We start from the raw sequence: 17,018 nt of genomic DNA, 5'->3' as shown, positions 1-17,018 counted from the left end.
TCCGGCGTGATACGTTCTAGCGGTCATGTTGCGCCGTTTCTTCGTTCCGACCTTCGCGCTGCTCACCTTGACCGCTCCGGCGTTCGCGCAGGAGAAGAAGAAGGCGGACAAACCGCCCACACCGCAGGCCGCGGTCGCGGCGAAGGCGGAGGCGCAGAAGCTCTCCGACGGGTTCGTCTCCGTCGCCGAGAAGGTGAGCCCCGCGGTGGTGCAGATCGAGGTCACGGTCCACGAGGAGAACGAGGGGCTCCGCTTCTTCGGGCGCAAGGAGGACACGCCGATCGCGCGCGGCACGGGCTCGGGCGTCGTCTTCACGCCCGAGGGCGCGATCCTCACGAACAACCACGTCATCGATCACGCCCTGACGATCAATGTCCGCCTCCGCGACGGGCGCCTCCTCTCCGCGAAGCTCCTCGGCCGCGATCCCGCGACCGATCTCGCGGTGGTCAAGGTCGACGCGATGGGCCTCACCGCCGCGAAGTTCGCGGACTCCGACGCCGCGCGCGTCGGCGAGTGGGTCGTCGCGATCGGCTCGCCGTTCGGGCTCGGCTACACGGTGACGACCGGCGTGCTCTCGGCGAAGGGCCGCGGCGGCCTCGGCATGAACCAGATCGAGGACTACCTGCAGACCGACGCGAGCATCAACCCCGGCAACTCCGGCGGTCCGCTCTGCGACCTGAACGGCAACGTCCTCGGCATCAACACGATGGTCGTCGGCCGCGGCGCGGGCATCGGCTTCGCGGTCCCCTCCAGCCTCGCGAAGCGGGTGGCGGAGCAGATCTTGAAGACGGGCAAGGTCGAGCGCGCGTGGATCGGGGTCGGCATCCAGGACCTCACGCCGGAGCTCGCGTCGGCGCTGAAGCTCCCCGACGCGCGCGCGGGGGTGCTCGTGAACTCGGTGAACGACGGCGGCCCCGCCGCGAAGGCGAACATCAAGCCGGGCGACGTCATCGCGGCGGTGGGGGGCAAGAAGGTGACGGACGGGCGCGAGCTCGTGCGCGAGCTGATCAACCACGAGATCGGCCAGACGGTGTCGCTCGAGATCGTGCGCGACGGCAAGCACTACGGCTCGAGCACGACGCTCGCGGCGCGCCAGGAGGCGGCCGTGCCGCCGCTGCCGGTGCAGTCGCAGGGCGTGCCGCAGTCGGGCCTCGGCCTGAGCGTCCGCGACCTGACCGCGGCGCAGGCGCAGCAGCTCGGCGTCGGCGTGCGGCCGGTGCCGGTGGTGACGAGCGTGACGCCGGGCTCCTCGGCCGATCGCGCGGGCCTCAAGCCGGGCGACGTGATCATCGAAGCCGACGGCACCGCGGACCCGAACGCCTCGCAGCTCGCGGCCGCCGCGAAGGACGGCCAGCTCCTCCTCCGCGTCCGCCGCCGCGACCAGAGCTTCTACGCCGCGATGAAGAAATGAACCTCGTCGACGAGCTGTTCGCTGTCTGCCGCGCGCTCCGCGAAGCAGGCGTCGAATACGCCGTCTGCGGAGGTGTCGCGGTGGCGCTCCACGGGTGGGTCCGCGCGACGGTCGACATCGACGTCCTCGTGCGCGCGGACGCGATCGCGCTCGCGCTCGCGGCAGTGGCGCCCATCGGCTTCACCTTCGTCGCGAAACCGGGCTCGTCCTGCACCGGCGAAGGGCACGACGTTCGGCGCGTGACGAAGATCGACGGCGCGGAGCACCTCTCGCCGGCGGCGTGCTTCGCGTCGTGAGCCGTGAGTCGCTCCTCCGGATGAAGCGAATCGCCGGACGGCTGCAAGACGTCGCGGACATCGACAACCTCGAGGCCAATGAAGGCTGATCTCTCCGTCGAGGTCGTGAATCAGCGCGTGCACGCGCTCCGCGAGCTCGCGGAGCTCGAGCGATACGAACGGCGACTGCGCGAGCTCCGCGCGCTCTACGACCTCGCGCGCTTCATGGAGCGCGCGGGCACCGAAGCGGGGCTGCGACGGCCGCCGCGGAAGTGACACTGCGGCTGCGACGACCACGAGCGCGGTCGGCTTCACGTGGTGACGCCGAGCGCGTCCTTTAGGGTGTCGAGCTCGATCGGCTGCACGTGCGCCGCGCCCCAGCCGGTGACGATCGGGAGCTTCACCTTCGATCGCGCGCGCTTCTTGTCGCTCAGCACGTAGGGCCACGCCGCCGTCACGTCGGCGTGCGTGCACGTCGTCGGGAGGCCGAAGCGGGTCAGGAGGGCCGCGGCGCGCTCCGACGTGCCGGGCGGCGTGAGGCCGAGGCGCTCCGTCGCCTGGAGCTCGAGGACGGTGCCGATCGCGACCGCCTCCCCGTGGATCCAGCGCTTGTACGCGCCGTGCGACTCGAGCGCGTGGCCCACCGTGTGGCCGAGGTTCAGGAGCGCGCGCACGCCCGTCTCGTGCTCGTCCTCGCGGACGACGCGCATCTTTGCGCAGACCGCGGCGCGCACGACGTCGCGCAGCACCGTGCTGTCGCCGAGCGCGATCGCGTGGCCCTTCGTCTCGAGCAGATCGAGGAGCGGCGGATCGCGGACGAGCGCGATCTTCACTACCTCCGCGAGCCCGGCCGAGCGATGGCGATCCGACAGCGTGACGAGGTGCTCGAGATCGAGGAGCACGCGCGTCGGCTGGAAGAACGCGCCGAGGAGGTTCTTGCCCGCCGCGTGATCGAAGCCGGTCTTGCCGCCGACCGAGGAGTCGACCATCGCCAGCAGGCTGGTTGCAATCTGCACACATCGCACGCCCCGCAGGAGCGTGGAGGCGGCGAAGCCGGCGAGGTCGCCGACGACGCCGCCGCCGAACGCGAGGACGACCGCGCGTCGATCGACCCCCGCCCCGAGCGCCGCGTCCCAGATCTTCGAGACCGCCGCGAGCGTCTTGTGCTCCTCGCCCGGGGTGAGGACGACCTTCGTGCAGGGCACGTCGAGGGTGGCGAGCGCGGAGTCGAGCCAGGGGCCGCGCGCGGCGATGACGTTCTCGTCCGTGACGACGACGACGCTCGACGGCGCGAGCGCGCGCAGCGTCTCGGTCAACATCGCCGGCGCGCTGTTGCCGAGCTCCACCGCGTAGGAGCGCGCGCCGAGCGGCACCGCGATCGCGTCGTGCGTCGCGATGCGGACGACCTCCGCCGCGATGTCGGTCGGCGTCCGCCCGTCGGTCGCGATCGTGCCGTGGCACTCGCCGTAGACCTCGGCGCGGAGCGCGAGCATGTCGCGCACGCGATCGATCTTCGAACGCGCGCCGAGGGCGGGGCGCTCCGACACCGACGTGACGCGCTCCGCGATCGTCTCCGCGCTCGCGGTGAGCGTGACGACGGTGGCGGCCTCGAGCGCGGCGTGGCGGATCCGCGGCACGGTCACCGCGCCGCCGCCGAAGGAGAGCACGCGCGGGATCCCGTCGTCGAGGAGCGGGAGGATGAAGTCGACCTCGCGGTCGCGGAACTTCGCCTCCCCCTCCTCCGCGAAGACCTCGCCGACGGGCTTGCCCGCCGCCTTCGCGATCAGGTCGTCGGTGTCGATGAACGGCAGCCCGAGGTCCTGCGCGACGAGCTGGCCGACGGTGCTCTTGCCCGTCGCCATGAACCCGCTCAAGACGACGGAGCGCATCCTCAATACTCCGCCAGCTGCGCGCGGTAGCCGTCGACGTTGCGCTTCAGCTCGCGCATCGAGTCGGCGCCGAACTTCTCGAGGAGCGCGTCGCAGAGCGTGATCGCGACCATCGCCTCGCCGACGATCGACGCGGCGGCGACGGCGCAGATGTCGCTCCGCTCGTGCGCGGCGTCGAAGGCCTCCTTCGAAACGACGTCGACGCTCGGGAGCGCCTTCTTGAGCGTCGCGATCGGCTTCATCGCCGCGCGCACGACGACCGGCTCGCCGTTCGTGATCCCACCTTCGAGGCCGCCGGCGCGGTTCGTGGGGCGCCGCCACTTCTTCTTCGCGTCCGCGTCGTACTCGATCGCGTCGTGCACCTGCGAGCCGCGCGTCTTCGCCGCCTGCCAGCCGTCGCCGATCTCGACCGCCTTGATCGCCTGGATCGAGCAGAGCGCCTGCGCGAGACGGCCGTCGAGCTTCCGGTCCCACTGCGTGTGCGAGCCGAGGCCCGGCATCACGCCCACCGCGACGACCTCGAAGACGCCGCCGAGCGTGTCGCCCGCGTGCGCGGCGGCGTGGATCGCCTCCTTCATCCGCTGCTCGGCGTCGGGATCGAGGCAGGCGAGGTCGCTCTTCCGCGCGATCGTCTTCATCTCCTCGAAGTCGTGCGCGAAGCGCTGCGCCTCCACGTCGCCGATCGAGACGACGTGGGCGAGGACCTCGATCCCCACCTCCTCGAGGACGCGCCGGCAGACCGCGCCGACCGCGGTGCGGGACGCCGTCTCGCGCGCGCTCGCGCGCTCGAGGATGTCGCGGAGGTCGTGGCGATCGTATTTGAGGCCGCCGGAGAGGTCGGCGTGACCGGGGCGCGGGCGCGTGAGCGGCTCCGGCGTCTCCGCCATCGGCGCCGGCGCCATGCGATCGAGCCAGCTCTGATGGTCCTTGTTCACGACCGTCATCGCGATCGGCGAGCCGAGCGTCTCGCCCCCGCGGACGCCGCCGGTGAACTCGACGCGGTCGGTCTCGATCTTCATCCGCCCGCCGCGCCCGTACCCGCGCTGGCGGCGCGCGAGGTGCACGTCGACGTGCTCGGCGAGGAGGGAGAGGCCCGCCGGAATGCCTTCGACGACCGACACGAGCTTCGGCCCGTGCGACTCGCCCGTGGTGATCCACCGCAATCGTGACATGCTCTTTCGTACTGTGCCCCCGATCCCGGTCAGCGAGAAGGACTTCGCCCTGCGGTTCGAAGTCCACGCGCGGCCGGGGGCGAAGCGGAGCGCGTTCAAGGGGATCCGCGGCGATGCGGTCGAGGTCGCCATCGGCGCGCCGCCGGTGGACGGCGCGGCGAACGAGGAGCTCGTCCGCTTCCTCGCGCGGGAGCTCGGGGTGCCCAGGAAGAACGTGGAAATCGTCCGTGGCCAGACGTCGAAGACCAAGCTCGTGAGCGTGACCGGGCTCGATCGTGAGACCCTCCACGCTCGGCTAACGGTGGTATCTTCCTCCGGCAAATGAGCGGCGCCCTCGACTTTTACAAGTACGAAGGGCTCGGCAACGACTTCGTCGTGATCGAGGCCGCGCGCGACGACGCCGTCACGGTCGACCTCGCGCGGCGCCTCTGCGACCGCCGTCTCGGCGTCGGCGCGGACGGCGTCCTGCTCGTGCTCCCCGGCGCCGCGGGGACCGACGGCCGCATGCGCGTCATCAACGCGGACGGATCGATCCCGGAGATGTGCGGCAACGGGCTTCGCTGCGTCGCGCTCCACGTCGCGCGGACGCGGAACCTCGCCGAGGGCGCGCTCCGCTTCGACACCGACGCGGGCGAGAAGCGCTGCGACGTCGCGGGCAACGTCGTCACGATCGACATGGGTCCGGTGCGCCACGTCGGGGACGTCGAGCTCGAAGGCTTCGCGTGGTCGCTCGGCGACGCCGGCAACCCGCACGCGATCACGATCCAGCCCGCGGACCGAAGCACGATCGAGCGGGTCGGCCCGCGCGTCGAGAAGCACGCCCACTTCCCGAACGGCACGAACGTCGAGTTCGCGGTCGTGAAGGCGCCGGACGAGATCGACCTCGTCGTGTGGGAGCGCGGGGTCGGCATCACCCAGGCCTGCGGGACCGGCGCGTGCGCCACCGTCGCGGTCGCGATCGCGAAGGGCTGGGTGCCGGCCGGGGGCGAGGTCCGCGTGAACCTCCTCGGCGGGCCGCTCTCGATCCGCATGACGAGCGAGGGTCACGCGATCATGCGCGGGCCGGCGAGCTTCGTCTTCCGCGGGAGCGTGCCGGCGTGAGCCAGTCGGCGCGCACAGGTCCCCTCCGCGTCCTCGTCGTCCTCGAAGACGAGGACGTGAAGCGGGCGATCGAGCACGTCGTGAGCGAAGAGGGCGACCTCTTCATCCAGGCGTCGTCGATCGAGGACGCGGTCCAGGCCGCGTCGATCGACCGCGTCGACGTCGCGTTCGTCGAGCTGCGCGCCCTCGGCGGCGCCGCGCTCGCGCTCTGCCATCACATCCCGAGCCTTTGCCCCGGCGCGGCGCTCCACGCGATCGTCCACCCGCCGGAGATCGATCGCGGCACCGAGGCGCTCTCGCTCGGCGCGAACGGCGTCATCGTCGCGCCGCCGACGGGGGAGGCGATCGCGCGCGTCCTCTCCGACGTGAAGCTCGAGGCGGTGCGCAAGAAGGAGGTCACCTCGCTCGAGGCGAAGCTCGCGCGCGAGCGGAAGCGCCTCGAGACCTATGACCGCCTCGTCCGCTTCGCCCGCGGCGCCGCGCCCTCCGACGCGGTCCGCGCGATCGTCGACGGCGTCTCGCAGCTCACCGCCGCGCAGGGCGTCGCGCTCTACGCGACCTTCGGCCACGACGACAGCGAGCGCGTCCTCCTCGCCGCGCTCGGCACCGCGCTCGATCTGCCGTCGACGTGCGCGCCGGCCGATCTCTCGCGCCTCGTCAGCGCGCGGGCCGCCCGCGTCGTCCCGCTCATCGCGTCGCAAGGGGCGATCGGCATGCTCGTCCTCGATCGCGCGCCGCCGTCGATCGAGCCCGAGATCGCGCAGCTCGCCGACCTCGCCGCGGCGATGCTCTCGATCGTCGACCGCCCCGAGGGCCCCGTCGACGAGGGGACGCGCGTCTTCCCGCCGAAGCACTTCCGCGGCGTCGCCGATCGTCTCCTCACCCTCGCCGCGCGCCACGATCGCCGCTGCAGCGTGCTCGCGATCGCGCTCCCGGGCGACAAGTCGAGCCGGCGCGAAGAGGCGACGCGCGAGATCGTCGACATCATCCGCACGACCGACGCGCTGTGCGGGCTCGAGGACGGCGACCTCCTCCTCTTCCTCCCCGAGACCACCGGCATCGGCGCGCAGTCGTGCCGCCGCCGCATCCTCGCGCGGCTCCAGGGCGATCGGCGCGCCCGCCCGCGCGGCAACCCGAGCAGCAGCCGCACCGACTCGTCGCGCAGCGGCATGAGCGTGGCGATCGGCGTCGCGACGTATCCGCACGACGGGACGACGCTGCGCCGCCTCATCAAGTCGGCGCGCGCGCGCGCGAGCGACGACGCGCGCTCGAGCGTGCACGCGCTCGGGCTCGACGGCCTCCCGCTCGCGGAGGTGGTCGACGCGCTCTTGTCGCGTCCGATGGTCGACGCCGGCCCGCGCTCCTCGTACCCGCTCAACGTCGCGTGCACCGCGCTCTTCTCGCTCGCGGCGCGCGCGTGCAAGGAGGCGCAGCGCGGCGGCGAGCTCCACGTCACGACGACGCTGCAGCCGGGCCTCGGCGTCGCGGCCGCGGCGCGGCAGGCGACGATCCCGAAGGTGCACGACGTCCGCGCCGAGGCGGGCTGCTCCGACATCGAGGCGATCGTGATCGAGGCCGAGCACGGCGCGTGGGTGTGCTGTGGGCGCATCGTCGGCGAGCGCTTCCAGGGCGTGCACGCGGCGGACCCGCTCCTCGCGGACGTCATCGAGAAGCGGCTCGCCGCGGCGGGAGCGAACCATGCGGGGTGACGATGACTGCTAGCCGCGTCTTGCTCGTCGATCACGACGTCGACGCGCTCGCGGAGCTCGCCGGGGTCCTGCGCGAGCGCGGGGTCAAGGTGTCGCTCGCGAACGGCTCGCAGATGGCGTGCGAGCGCGCGAAGACCGGCGCCTACGACGTCGTCATCGCCGCGCGCGACGTCGCGGAGCCGGCCGACGGCAACATCGGCGTGATCGACGCGCTCTCGGTGGAGCTCTCGCGCGTGCCGCCGCTCATCGTGCTCGTCGGCTCGGCCGACGAGACGAACGGCAACGGGACCCGCATCGTGCGTCGCGACATCGAGCGCATCGTCGAGCGGATCGGCGCGCTCACGAGCGAGACGAGCGCGGCAAGCGGGACGTCGGAGCGTCCGCGCTACGCGAGCCTCGCGCCGTCGGCGCACTCGCTCGAGCATGGTCCGCTCGCCGATCTCCTCGTCGTCCTCGCGACGGAGAAGCGATCGGGCACCCTCACCGTGACGACGTCGAAGGGCTCGGGCGAGGTGCGCCTCGTCGAGGGCGACGTCGCGGACGCGGTCTACGTCCGGCTCGAGGGCCTGAAGGCGGTGACGCGCATGATCTCGGAGCACGAGGGCACCGCGACCTTCGTCCCGGGCGCGCCCGCGATCATGCGCCGGATCACGGTGCCGACGCGCGCGCTCGTCGAAGAAGCGCGCGGCCTCGCGGAGCGCGCGAAGGAGCTGCGCGCGCAGGCCGGCACGCTCGCGACGAACACGCTCATCGCGTCCGACGGCGCGGCCAACGACGAGGGGACCGCGGTCGAGCAGAACGTCATGGCGCGGCTCCGCGTTCCGGCGACGCTCGACGAGCTCCTCGACGAGCTGCCGCACGCCGACGCGACCGTCCTCGAGTCGGCGCTCGCGCTCGACGCGCGCGGGCGCATCAAGCAGATCGGGATCGAGTCCTCGCGCGTGCAGCTCTGCGGCGCCGACCAGCTCCACCTCGTCCGCGCCTCCGCCGCGCGCGCGAAGGCGGCGGGGTTCGCGGGCGCGGCGCGCCTCGTCTTCGCCGCGACCGCTTCGCGTCTCGCGGTGCTCGGGCACACCGTGCTCTCGCTCGCCGACGCGCTGCCGCCGTCCGATCCCGCGCCGCCGGTCCCGGTCCCGCACTCGCTCTCCACCATTCGTCTCGGGGACGGCGTGGAGCTCGACGTCGTCGCGCTGCCGCTCGTCCCCGCGTACGCGCCGCTCTGGCCGATGGCGCTCGCGGGCGCGGCGATCGCGGTGCGCCTCGACGAGGGCGCCGCGCAGCCGCTCAACGAGGCGTGCAGCTCGGTGTCGGTGCCGATCCTCGACGCGGCGGCGGTGTTCGGTCCGGTCGACGAGTCGAGCCCCGTTCAGGTCGCGAGCTTGATTCGCACCGCCCTCGAAGCCGACGCCGGAGCGTGAGACTTTGATCCATCTGCGCTACGCTGGGGCATGCACCTTTGCGCAAGCTGGGGTGAGATCGATCCAGGCCAACTCGTGAAACTGATGGCGGATGGTCGCGTGAGAGTGAAACCCACCGTCACTGCAATCCAGCGGTACGACGGTTGCACCATGGGGGCGTCATGAGCGGGCACGGTCGGGATCCATCGCGCCAGACGGTGTTGGCCGATCGCTACGTCCTCCGGGGCGAGCTTGGTCGCGGCGGCTGCGCGGTGGTCTACGAGGCGCACGACCTCCGGCTCGGCCGCCTCGTCGCGCTCAAGATGGTGAAGAGCTCGGCGCGCGATCAGCAAGCGAACGCACGGCTCGCGCGCGAGGCCCGCGCGGGCGCGGCGATTCATCATCCCAACGTCTGCGGTCTCTCCGACGCGGGGTACCTCCCGGACGGTCGGCCCTACCTCGTGATGGAGCGGCTCCAGGGCGAGACGCTCACGTCATGTCTTCGCCGCACGGGCAACCTGTCGGCGGAGCACGCGGTCGACATCGCGCTCCAGCTCCTCTCCGCGCTCGACGCGGCGCACGCGATCGGCATCGTCCATCGCGACGTGAAGCCGGACAACGTGTTCCTCGTCCCGCGCCACGGCTGCACGCCGCTCGTGAAGCTCCTCGACTTCGGGATGTGCCGCCGCGCCGCGACCGCGGTGGCGAAGGACGACGCGACGCTGACGCGCGCGGGTCAGGTCGTGGGCACGCCCGAGTACATGTCGCCGGAGCAGGTCTCCGGCAAGCGCACGTTCGACGGCCGCATCGATCTCTACGCCGTCGGCGTCATCTTGTACGAGGCGCTCTCGGGCCAGCGCGCGTTCCCGGGCAAGGACGCGCGCGAGGTGGTCGTCTCGGTCCTCGTGAAGTCGCTGCCGCCGCTCAAGCACCTCCGTCCGGACATCCCGAGCGTCATCGAGCGCATCGTCTCGCGCGCGATCGAGAAGGACGCGAACCAGCGCTACGGGACCGCGCACGAGTTCCAGGCCGACCTCCACGAGGCGAAGCGCCAGATGGCGGAGCGCCGCCGCGCGATGATGCAGACCGGCCCGCGGCAGCGCGTCGAGCCGCCGCCGCCCCCGCAGCGCGCGCCCTATCGCCCCTCCGCCGAGAGCGACGAGTGGGACAACCAGCCGACGCTGCAGGTCCAGCGCCTCTCACGCTCCGCGCGCACGGCGTAGCGCGGCTACGGGACCTTCTTGGACAGCGCGGCGACGTCGGCCGCGCTGAGCGCGCGGTTGTAGATCCGCACTTCGTCGATCGCGCCGCGGAAGTAGCCCTGATTGTCGCCGCGGCAGCCGATGCGAAGCGACGCGCCGTTGTCGGGTTTGACGGCGCTGAACGGTGAGCTGTCGACGGCGGCGCCGTTGACGTAGAGGGTGACGGCTCCGTTCGTCCCGTTCCCTGCGCTCGCGTACACCGCGACGACGTGCGTCCAGACGCCGGTGCTCTGCTGTCCGGCGCTCTCGAGGAAGAGGAGGCCGCGCGTGGTGTCGGAGAGCTTCGTGCTCCAGGTGTTTCCGGGATCGGTGCCGAGCCGCCACCCGGCGCTGTCGGGGAACACGGTCCGTCCGACGAGGTAATAGGAGATCGTCGACGTCCCGAACGCATCCGCGCGCCCCCACGCCGAGACGGTGAAGGAGGTCCCTTCGAGCAGCAGATCGGCCGGTTTGCCGAGGTCGATGCACCCCGCCGACGCCGTCGTCGCGAACGCGCCGCCGAACATGCCGTTCGTCCACATCTGGCCATGCGAGCTGATGACGGTGCCATCGTTCCCGCGGCCGGAGCAGTCACGCACGACGGTCCCGGCCCCATCGTTGAGCGGATAGTAGCCAACGAGGTTCGCCTCACTCACGACACACGACGCCGGCCCCCCGCTCGAGGAGGAGGAGGACGAGGAGCTCGACGACGACGAGGAGCTTGACGACGACGAGGAGCTCGACGACGACGAGGAGCTCGACGACGACGACGACGACGACGTGCTCGAGGATGCCGACGACGAAGACGATGCTCCTGATGACGAAGACGATGATCCCGACGACGCGGACGTTCCCGAGCTCGTGGACGACGAGGCCGCCGCCGTAAACGGATCCGCCTCGTCCTCCGTCAGGTCCGATGCCCCCGTCAGCGCGTTGCACCCCGCGGCGGCGCCGACGGCCACCAGCGCAAAACACGCCCTCCGCCACTCCGCATCGAATCCCCGCATCTTCAAAGCTGAACCACGGATCGACGCCCCCGTCCAGATCGACCGCTCCCCCCGACGCCGTGCCGAATCTCGAATGCGCCACCCAGATCGGCCGCGACCTCGGGCGCAGTGCCGAATCTCGGATGGCCATCCAGATCGGCCGCGACCTCGGGCGCAGTGCCGAATCTCGGATGGCGCCACCAAGCCGTTTACGACTGGCGCTCCTCACACGCCGACGACCGACGACCGTGGGCACCGGAAGCCGGACTCGCGCGGTGAGTCGTCCATTTGCACAACGTTGGTTGTGCATCGCCGCGACTCGAGCGAGCTGGCGCGACTCGAGCCGGCTGGCGCGACACGCCACGCGGCAGCTCGTTCAATTTGCACAACGTCGGTTGTGCATCGGCGCGGCTTGGGCAGGGCGGAGGGCGACGCGGTGGCGGGCGCGGGCGCGGGCGCTTACCAGCGCTGGGAGGGGATCATCACGTCGGTCACGGCCTCGCTTTCGAGGCGGGGGGACTCGCTGGCGTTGGCTTCGGGGGCCGGTTGCGCGTCGAGGTCGACGCGGCTCGGGGGAGCGGCGTCGATGCTGATGGGGGTGCCTGTCGTTGCGGCGAATTGTCGGCGGCGGATGGCGCTTGCGAGCAAGAACGTCACACCGCTCGCTAGCAGGGCCGTCGCCAAACCTGCGAGAAAACCCGATTCGTACTTGGTGAGGTTGCGCATGACCTCACACGAAGGCCAGATACGTGCCTCGCGTGGTTGCGCATGACCTCACACGAAGGCCAGATGCGTGCCTCGCGCGCGTGGTGGCTCAGCTCAACCTTCGACCGTGGTGCCGATCGGCTTGCCGATGACCACGTCGCGGATGTTGCCCGGCGTCGTGAGCTTGAAGACGCGGATCGGCATGTTGTTGTCGCGGCAGAGCGTGGCGGCCGTCGAGTCCATCACGCCGATGCGGTCGTTGATGAACTTCCCGAACGAGACACGATCGTACATCCGCGCGTCTTCGTGCTTCATCGGGTCCTTGTCGTAGATGCCGTCGACCTTCGTCGCCTTGAAGAGCGCCTGCGCACCGCACTCCATCGCGCGGAGCGCGGCGGCGGTGTCGGTCGAGAAGTACGGGTTGCCCGTGCCGGCGGCGAAGATGACGAAGCGGCCCTTCTCCATGTGGCGGATCGCGCGGCGGCGGATGTACGGCTCCGCGATCTGGCGGATCTCGATCGCCGTCTGCACGCGCGTGGGAACGCCCGCCTGCTCGAGCGCGTCCTGCAACGCGAGCGCGTTGATGACCGTCGCGAGCATGCCCATGTAGTCGCTCTGCGCGCGGTCCATGCCGGCGCTCGCGCCCTTGAGGCCGCGGAAGATGTTGCCGCCGCCGACGACGATGCCGACCTGGACGCCGAGGCGCCACACCTCGTGCAGCTCCTGCGCCGTCGCCTTCAGCACCTCCGGCTGGATGCCGAAGCCACCCGTGCTGCCGCACAGCGCTTCGCCGCTCAGCTTGAGGATGATGCGCTTGTAGTGGAGCCTCGAGTCCCGCGGCGGCGGGGCGATCGTGTCGAGGCGAGGACCGGACTGGGGGCCGTAGCGATCGCTCATCGAGCGATGGACTTACCCGCCCCCGTGCCCAGGAGCAACGCCCGTGTCAGAAGATGGATTTGATCGTGCTCCAGATCGACTTGTACGGAGCCGTCACCGCGTTCGCGACCTTCGAGATGGTCGACTGCTCCTCCACCGTGATCGCAGCGCCGGACGCCTGGAACTCGGCCTTGGCCGTCTCCGCCGCGGCCGCGTCGATCTCCGGTGCGGCGCTGTCGTCCGAGAGGAGCGAGCGATGGATGATCTCCATCTCGATCCGGAAGCCGGGGATGTGCTGCAGCGTCTGCGGGCCCGCGATGCCGTCGACGTCGAGGCCGTTCGCCTCCTGGACCTTCTTCACCGCCGCCTCCGTCGCCGGGCCGAAGACGCCGTCGGCGGCGAGGCCGAGGCCCTCCTGCAGCTTCTTCACCTGCTGCCCCTTGAGCGGCTTGTGCAAGAGGACGAGCTCGGGGAGCTCCATCGCCGTGAACGTGTCCGGACCGGCGATGCCGTCGGGCGAGAGCCCGTTGTCCTTCTGGTACTGGATCAGCGCGCCGTACGTCGCCTGACCGAAGATGCCGTCCGCCGTCACGCCGAGCTTCTCCTGAAGGATCCGCACCGGCTCACCCGCCATTCCACGTCGAAGAAGTGCCATGGCGCGGATGCTCGCCCAGCCCTCGCACGCGCGCAAGACGCAGCGCCGTGCTACCGTCTCGTCCCGTCATGCGGCCCGGGCTGCTGCTCTTCGTCTTCGGTCTCCTCGTCGTCTTTGCAGGTTGCAAGTCGTGCGACGGCTCGAGCGCATCGGACGCCGGATCCTCGCCGACGTCCCTCCTCACCGACAAACAAGCGGCGCAGGTGCTCGCGCGCGTCGGCGACAAGACGATCACGCTCGGCGACTACACCGCCGCGCTCGAGCACATGGACCAGTTCGATCGCCTCCGCTACCAGTCGCCCGAGCGGCGCAAAGAGCTCCTCGACGAGATGATCACGGTGGAGCTCCTCGCGCAGGAGGCGACCGAGAAGGGCTACGACAAGGACCCGCTCGCGCAGCAGGAGCTCCGCGCGGTGCTGCGCGACGCGATGCTGGCCGAGGCGCGCAAGGGCGCCCCGACGCCGGCGGACGTGCCCGAGTCCGAGGTCCGCGCCTGGTACGAAGCACATCGTGCAGAATACAAAGATCCCGAGCGCCGGCGCGTGTCCGCGATCGTGCTCGGCTCCGAGGCGACGGCGAAGGAGGCCCTCGCCGCCGCGCAGAAGGCCGCGACCGCGACGGAGTGGGGCGAGCTCGTCCGCTCGAAGTCGATCGATCCGCAGGCGCGCGCGAACGTGCCGCACGACCTCGCCGGCGACATGGGGATCGCCTCGCCGCCGGACGATCCGCGCGGCGACAACCCGCGCATCCCGCAGGAGGTCCGCGCCGCCGCCTTCGCGATCGACGCGCTCGGCGGCGTCCACGACAAGGTCGTCGCCGCGGGCGGCAAGTTCTACGTCGTCCGGCTCACGCAGAAGATCGCCCCGCACGAGCGCGGCTACGAAGAGGCGGAGCGCACCATCCGCGTGAAGCTCGCGCAGGACAAGCTGCGCGAGCGGGAAGACAAGCTGATCGTGGAGCTGAAGAAGGACGTGAAGGTGGAGGTCGACGAAGCCGCGCTCGCGACCATACGCGTCGACCTCGCGAGCGCGAAGGACGCGGGCGCCGTGCCCGACGCGTCCTCGACGACGGGCGCCACGCCGGGCGCACCTTCGTCCTCGACGACGGGCGCCACGACGGGCGGTATTCCGGACGCGTCTTCGACGACGGGACGCGATTGACCCTCGTCGCGCTCTCCCGGAAAGACGACTGGCACGCGCAGCTCCGTGACTCGATCCGCAGCGCCGACGAGCTCGCGCGCGTCCTCGACCTGACGCCGGGCGAGCTCGAGGGCGCCCGGCGCGCGGAGAGCCAAGGGCTCCCCGTCGCGATCACGCCGTATTACCTCGCGCTCTGCGATCGTCACGATCCACGCTGTCCGATCCGCCTCCAGTGCGTGCCGCAGGCGCTCGAGTCGGTGGAGGTCGCCGGCGACATGGTCGATCCGCTCGGCGAGGTCGCGCACGAGGTCGCGCCCCACCTCGTACAGCGGTACCCCGATCGCGTCCTCCTCCTCGCGACCGATCGCTGCGCCGTGTACTGCCGCTTCTGCACGCGCTCCCGCATCGTCGGCGACGGCGGCGGACCCGCCCCGCTCGAGCGCCTCGAGCCCGCGTTCGCGTACGTCGCGGCGCACACCGAGGTGCGCGACGTCATCGTGAGCGGCGGCGACCCCCTCGCGATGGCGACCGATCGCCTCGAGCGGCTCGTCGCGCGCGTCCGCGCGATCCCGAACGTCGAGACGATCCGCCTCGCGACGCGCGTGCCGGTCACGCTGCCGATGCGCGTCACGAACGAGCTCGTGTCCGCGCTCCGCCCCCACCACCCGATCTGGGTGATGACCCACTTCAACCACCCGAAGGAGCTCACGCCGGAGGCGATCGCGGCGTGCACCCGCCTCGCCGACGCGGGCTTCCCGGTGATGAACCAGAGCGTCCTCCTCGCCGGCGTCAACGACGACGCCGCCGTCCTCGAGGCCCTGTTCCGCGGCCTCGTCCGCGCGCGCGTGCGCCCGTACTACCTCCTCCAAGCCGACCCGGTCCGCGGCACCGGCCATCTCCGCACGCCCCTCGATCGAGGGATCGCGATCATGGCCGCGCTGCAGGGCCGTCTGACCGGCATCGCGCTCCCGAAGCTGATTTGCGACACCCCCGGCGGCCGAGGAAAAGTCCCGATCGGCCCAGACTACGTCGTCGCGCGCGCCCCCGGACGCACCCTCCTCCGCACCTTCCGCGGCGAGGAAATCGCATACCTCGATCCCCCCACCTCATAAGCAACCAAACACGAACCCCCGAGGCCCCGGGGGAGGTTGTCGAAACGAACGCGACAAAGGGGCCCCAGAAGCGGCCGCGAAAGCGGTCGCGAAGCGACCCGAGCGCGCTCCGCGCGAGGGCCGTGTCTGGGGTGGGGGTGTCGGGGGCGAAGCCCCTGACGATGAGACCCGGACTGTTGTAGTCTGCGGCGCGATGCGTCTCCTTCGTCGTGTCGCTCCGCTCGTCGTCGCAGCGTCCGTCCTCGCCGCGGCGACGAATGCGTATGCCCAGGCTCCTTCGCCAGCCGACACGCCCGCGCCGGCACCCGCGCCCGCGCCGACGCCTGCGCCCGCGTCCACGTCGGCGCCGGTGAAGATCTCCACCTCCGATCTCAAGGGCTCGATCTACATCGACGGCGCGCTCGTCGGTGAGGGCACCTTCACCGGAGAGCTCGGGAGCGGCACCCACGAGCTGAAGATCGTACGCGAGGGCTACGACACGTACACGGAGCAGCTCGTCATCGACAAAGACCCCGTCAACAAGACGCTGACGCTCGCGCTGTCGAGCAACGTCCAGACGCAGGAGGTCGAAGAGGTCGAGTGGCTCGAAGGCCTCTACGGCGGCTTCACGCTCCTCGGCGCGTTCACGCCGGGCGGCACCGGCAGCTCGCTCGAGACGCAGTGCGAACGCAAGGGCGAGATCCCCACCCTCCTCTCGTGCAGCACGCCGGACGGCCTCGCCGGCGGCGTCGGCGGCTTCTTCGGCTACCACTGGGACCCCGTCGGCATGGAGCTGTTCCTCGAGGGCTCCTACGACGCGCGGACGATCAAGAATGAGTGGGCGGCCGCGTCGACGATCGGCGCGATCAGCGGCGATCCCGCGCGGACCGAGGAGTTCACCGTCCGCCGCGCCGGCGGCGTGCTCGCCGCGCGCGTGCGCGTCACGAAGCAGTGGCGGAAGATCCGCGTCACGATCCCCTTCGGCGTCGGCCTCTCCTACCGCTTCATGTCGCTCGTGCGCGAGGCGCGCGCCACCGTGACCGGCGCGACGGATCGCTACGGCGCGGACACGGTCTCCTATCTCAGCCCCGCCATCATCATCGAGCCGTCCGTCGGCTACCGCCTCACGAAGGGCATCTCCGTCACGCTCGGCTTCCGCTTCCTCCTCGAGGCCCCCGGCACCGCGCTCGACGAGGACAACCCCATCACCCCCCGCGGCGGCATTCACCGCCTGGGCTTCGAAGGTCTCTCGACCCCAGCCTACGAGCTCGCGTCGAACGCACAGTTCTTCATCGGCCCGACCCTCGGCATGATGTTCGGGCCTTAGTCACTCAACGTCGGGGGCTTCGCCCCCGACACCCCCACCCCAGA

General features: G+C 71.2%; 18 protein-coding genes. 11 read left to right on the top strand and 7 right to left on the bottom strand.

Features of this window, described 5'->3' with window-relative positions:
* Nucleotides 1-25 precede the first annotated feature (25 nt).
* From KF837_13470 to KF837_13460, 3 genes are all read left to right on the top strand, one after another.
* Entirely contained in the window at nt 26-1,411 is a 1,386-nt protein-coding gene (locus tag KF837_13470) for a trypsin-like peptidase domain-containing protein (protein ID MBX3228323.1), read from the top strand.
* On the top strand, nt 1,408-1,707 hold the full coding sequence (locus KF837_13465) for a hypothetical protein (protein ID MBX3228322.1): 300 nt from the start codon (nt 1,408-1,410) through the stop codon (nt 1,705-1,707). Before KF837_13470 ends, KF837_13465 begins: the two co-directional genes overlap by 4 nt.
* A gap of 78 nt (nt 1,708-1,785) precedes the next feature.
* A complete protein-coding gene (locus KF837_13460; protein MBX3228321.1) occupies nt 1,786-1,962 on the top strand; it encodes a hypothetical protein in 177 nt (58 codons plus the stop codon).
* 35 nt (nt 1,963-1,997) lie between these two features.
* Here KF837_13460 and aroB read toward each other — a convergent pair whose 3' ends face one another.
* Nucleotides 1,998-3,575: a 3-dehydroquinate synthase gene (aroB, locus tag KF837_13455; GenBank protein MBX3228320.1), complete on the bottom strand. Its 1,578-nt coding sequence runs from the start codon at nt 3,573-3,575 to the stop codon at nt 1,998-2,000.
* Between the two features lie 2 nt (nt 3,576-3,577).
* The gene (gene aroC, locus KF837_13450) at nt 3,578-4,747 is read right to left on the bottom strand and encodes a chorismate synthase (protein ID MBX3228319.1); all 1,170 of its coding nucleotides are present in this window, start codon (nt 4,745-4,747) and stop codon (nt 3,578-3,580) included.
* On the opposite strand from aroC, the gene KF837_13445 reads away from it, so the two are divergent.
* From KF837_13445 to KF837_13425, 5 genes are all read left to right on the top strand, one after another.
* Nucleotides 4,746-5,072, top strand: a complete 327-nt coding sequence (locus tag KF837_13445) for a YggU family protein (GenBank protein MBX3228318.1) — start codon at nt 4,746-4,748, stop codon at nt 5,070-5,072. The genes aroC and KF837_13445 overlap by 2 nt on opposite strands.
* Nucleotides 5,069-5,848, top strand: a complete 780-nt coding sequence (gene dapF, locus KF837_13440) for a diaminopimelate epimerase (GenBank protein MBX3228317.1) — start codon at nt 5,069-5,071, stop codon at nt 5,846-5,848. Before KF837_13445 ends, dapF begins: the two co-directional genes overlap by 4 nt.
* Nucleotides 5,845-7,557, top strand: a complete 1,713-nt coding sequence (locus KF837_13435) for a hypothetical protein (GenBank protein ID MBX3228316.1) — start codon at nt 5,845-5,847, stop codon at nt 7,555-7,557. Before dapF ends, KF837_13435 begins: the two co-directional genes overlap by 4 nt.
* A gap of 2 nt (nt 7,558-7,559) precedes the next feature.
* Nucleotides 7,560-8,975 carry a DUF4388 domain-containing protein gene (locus KF837_13430; protein ID MBX3228315.1) on the top strand — a complete coding sequence of 472 codons (1,416 nt, stop codon included), beginning with the start codon at nt 7,560-7,562 and terminating at the stop codon, nt 8,973-8,975.
* A gap of 161 nt (nt 8,976-9,136) precedes the next feature.
* Nucleotides 9,137-10,177 carry a serine/threonine protein kinase gene (locus KF837_13425; protein MBX3228314.1) on the top strand — a complete coding sequence of 347 codons (1,041 nt, stop codon included), beginning with the start codon at nt 9,137-9,139 and terminating at the stop codon, nt 10,175-10,177.
* Between the two features lie 5 nt (nt 10,178-10,182).
* Here KF837_13425 and KF837_13420 read toward each other — a convergent pair whose 3' ends face one another.
* The 5 genes from KF837_13420 to KF837_13400 form a co-directional block, all read right to left on the bottom strand.
* Complete coding sequence (locus tag KF837_13420; protein MBX3228313.1) at nt 10,183-10,851, bottom strand: LamG domain-containing protein; 669 nt, start codon at nt 10,849-10,851, stop codon at nt 10,183-10,185.
* A complete protein-coding gene (locus KF837_13415; protein ID MBX3228312.1) occupies nt 10,844-11,134 on the bottom strand; it encodes a hypothetical protein in 291 nt (96 codons plus the stop codon). Before KF837_13415 ends, KF837_13420 begins: the two co-directional genes overlap by 8 nt.
* Before the next feature lie 506 nt (nt 11,135-11,640).
* Nucleotides 11,641-11,907, bottom strand: coding sequence for a hypothetical protein (locus KF837_13410; GenBank protein MBX3228311.1), 267 nt, complete (start codon nt 11,905-11,907; stop codon nt 11,641-11,643).
* Nucleotides 11,908-12,000: 93 nt separating this feature from the next.
* Complete coding sequence (pyrH, locus tag KF837_13405; protein ID MBX3228310.1) at nt 12,001-12,783, bottom strand: UMP kinase; 783 nt, start codon at nt 12,781-12,783, stop codon at nt 12,001-12,003.
* Nucleotides 12,784-12,829: 46 nt separating this feature from the next.
* Entirely contained in the window at nt 12,830-13,417 is a 588-nt protein-coding gene (locus tag KF837_13400; GenBank protein MBX3228309.1) for a peptidoglycan-binding protein, read from the bottom strand.
* A 68-nt stretch (nt 13,418-13,485) separates the two neighbouring features.
* On the opposite strand from KF837_13400, the gene KF837_13395 reads away from it, so the two are divergent.
* From KF837_13395 to KF837_13385, 3 genes are all read left to right on the top strand, one after another.
* Nucleotides 13,486-14,577 carry a peptidyl-prolyl cis-trans isomerase gene (locus KF837_13395; GenBank protein ID MBX3228308.1) on the top strand — a complete coding sequence of 364 codons (1,092 nt, stop codon included), beginning with the start codon at nt 13,486-13,488 and terminating at the stop codon, nt 14,575-14,577.
* Complete coding sequence (locus KF837_13390; protein MBX3228307.1) at nt 14,574-15,668, top strand: KamA family radical SAM protein; 1,095 nt, start codon at nt 14,574-14,576, stop codon at nt 15,666-15,668. The genes KF837_13395 and KF837_13390 overlap by 4 nt, the downstream gene beginning before the upstream one ends.
* Before the next feature lie 193 nt (nt 15,669-15,861).
* Nucleotides 15,862-16,974, top strand: a complete 1,113-nt coding sequence (locus tag KF837_13385; GenBank protein ID MBX3228306.1) for a PEGA domain-containing protein — start codon at nt 15,862-15,864, stop codon at nt 16,972-16,974.
* Nucleotides 16,975-17,018: the final 44 nt, after the last annotated feature.

It is taken from the genome of Labilithrix sp. (genome assembly GCA_019637155.1).
GTDB lineage: Bacteria > Myxococcota_A > Polyangia > Polyangiales > Polyangiaceae > Labilithrix.
Note: the sequence above shows the minus strand (reverse complement) of the source record. Positions and strands in the feature narration are given on the sequence as shown.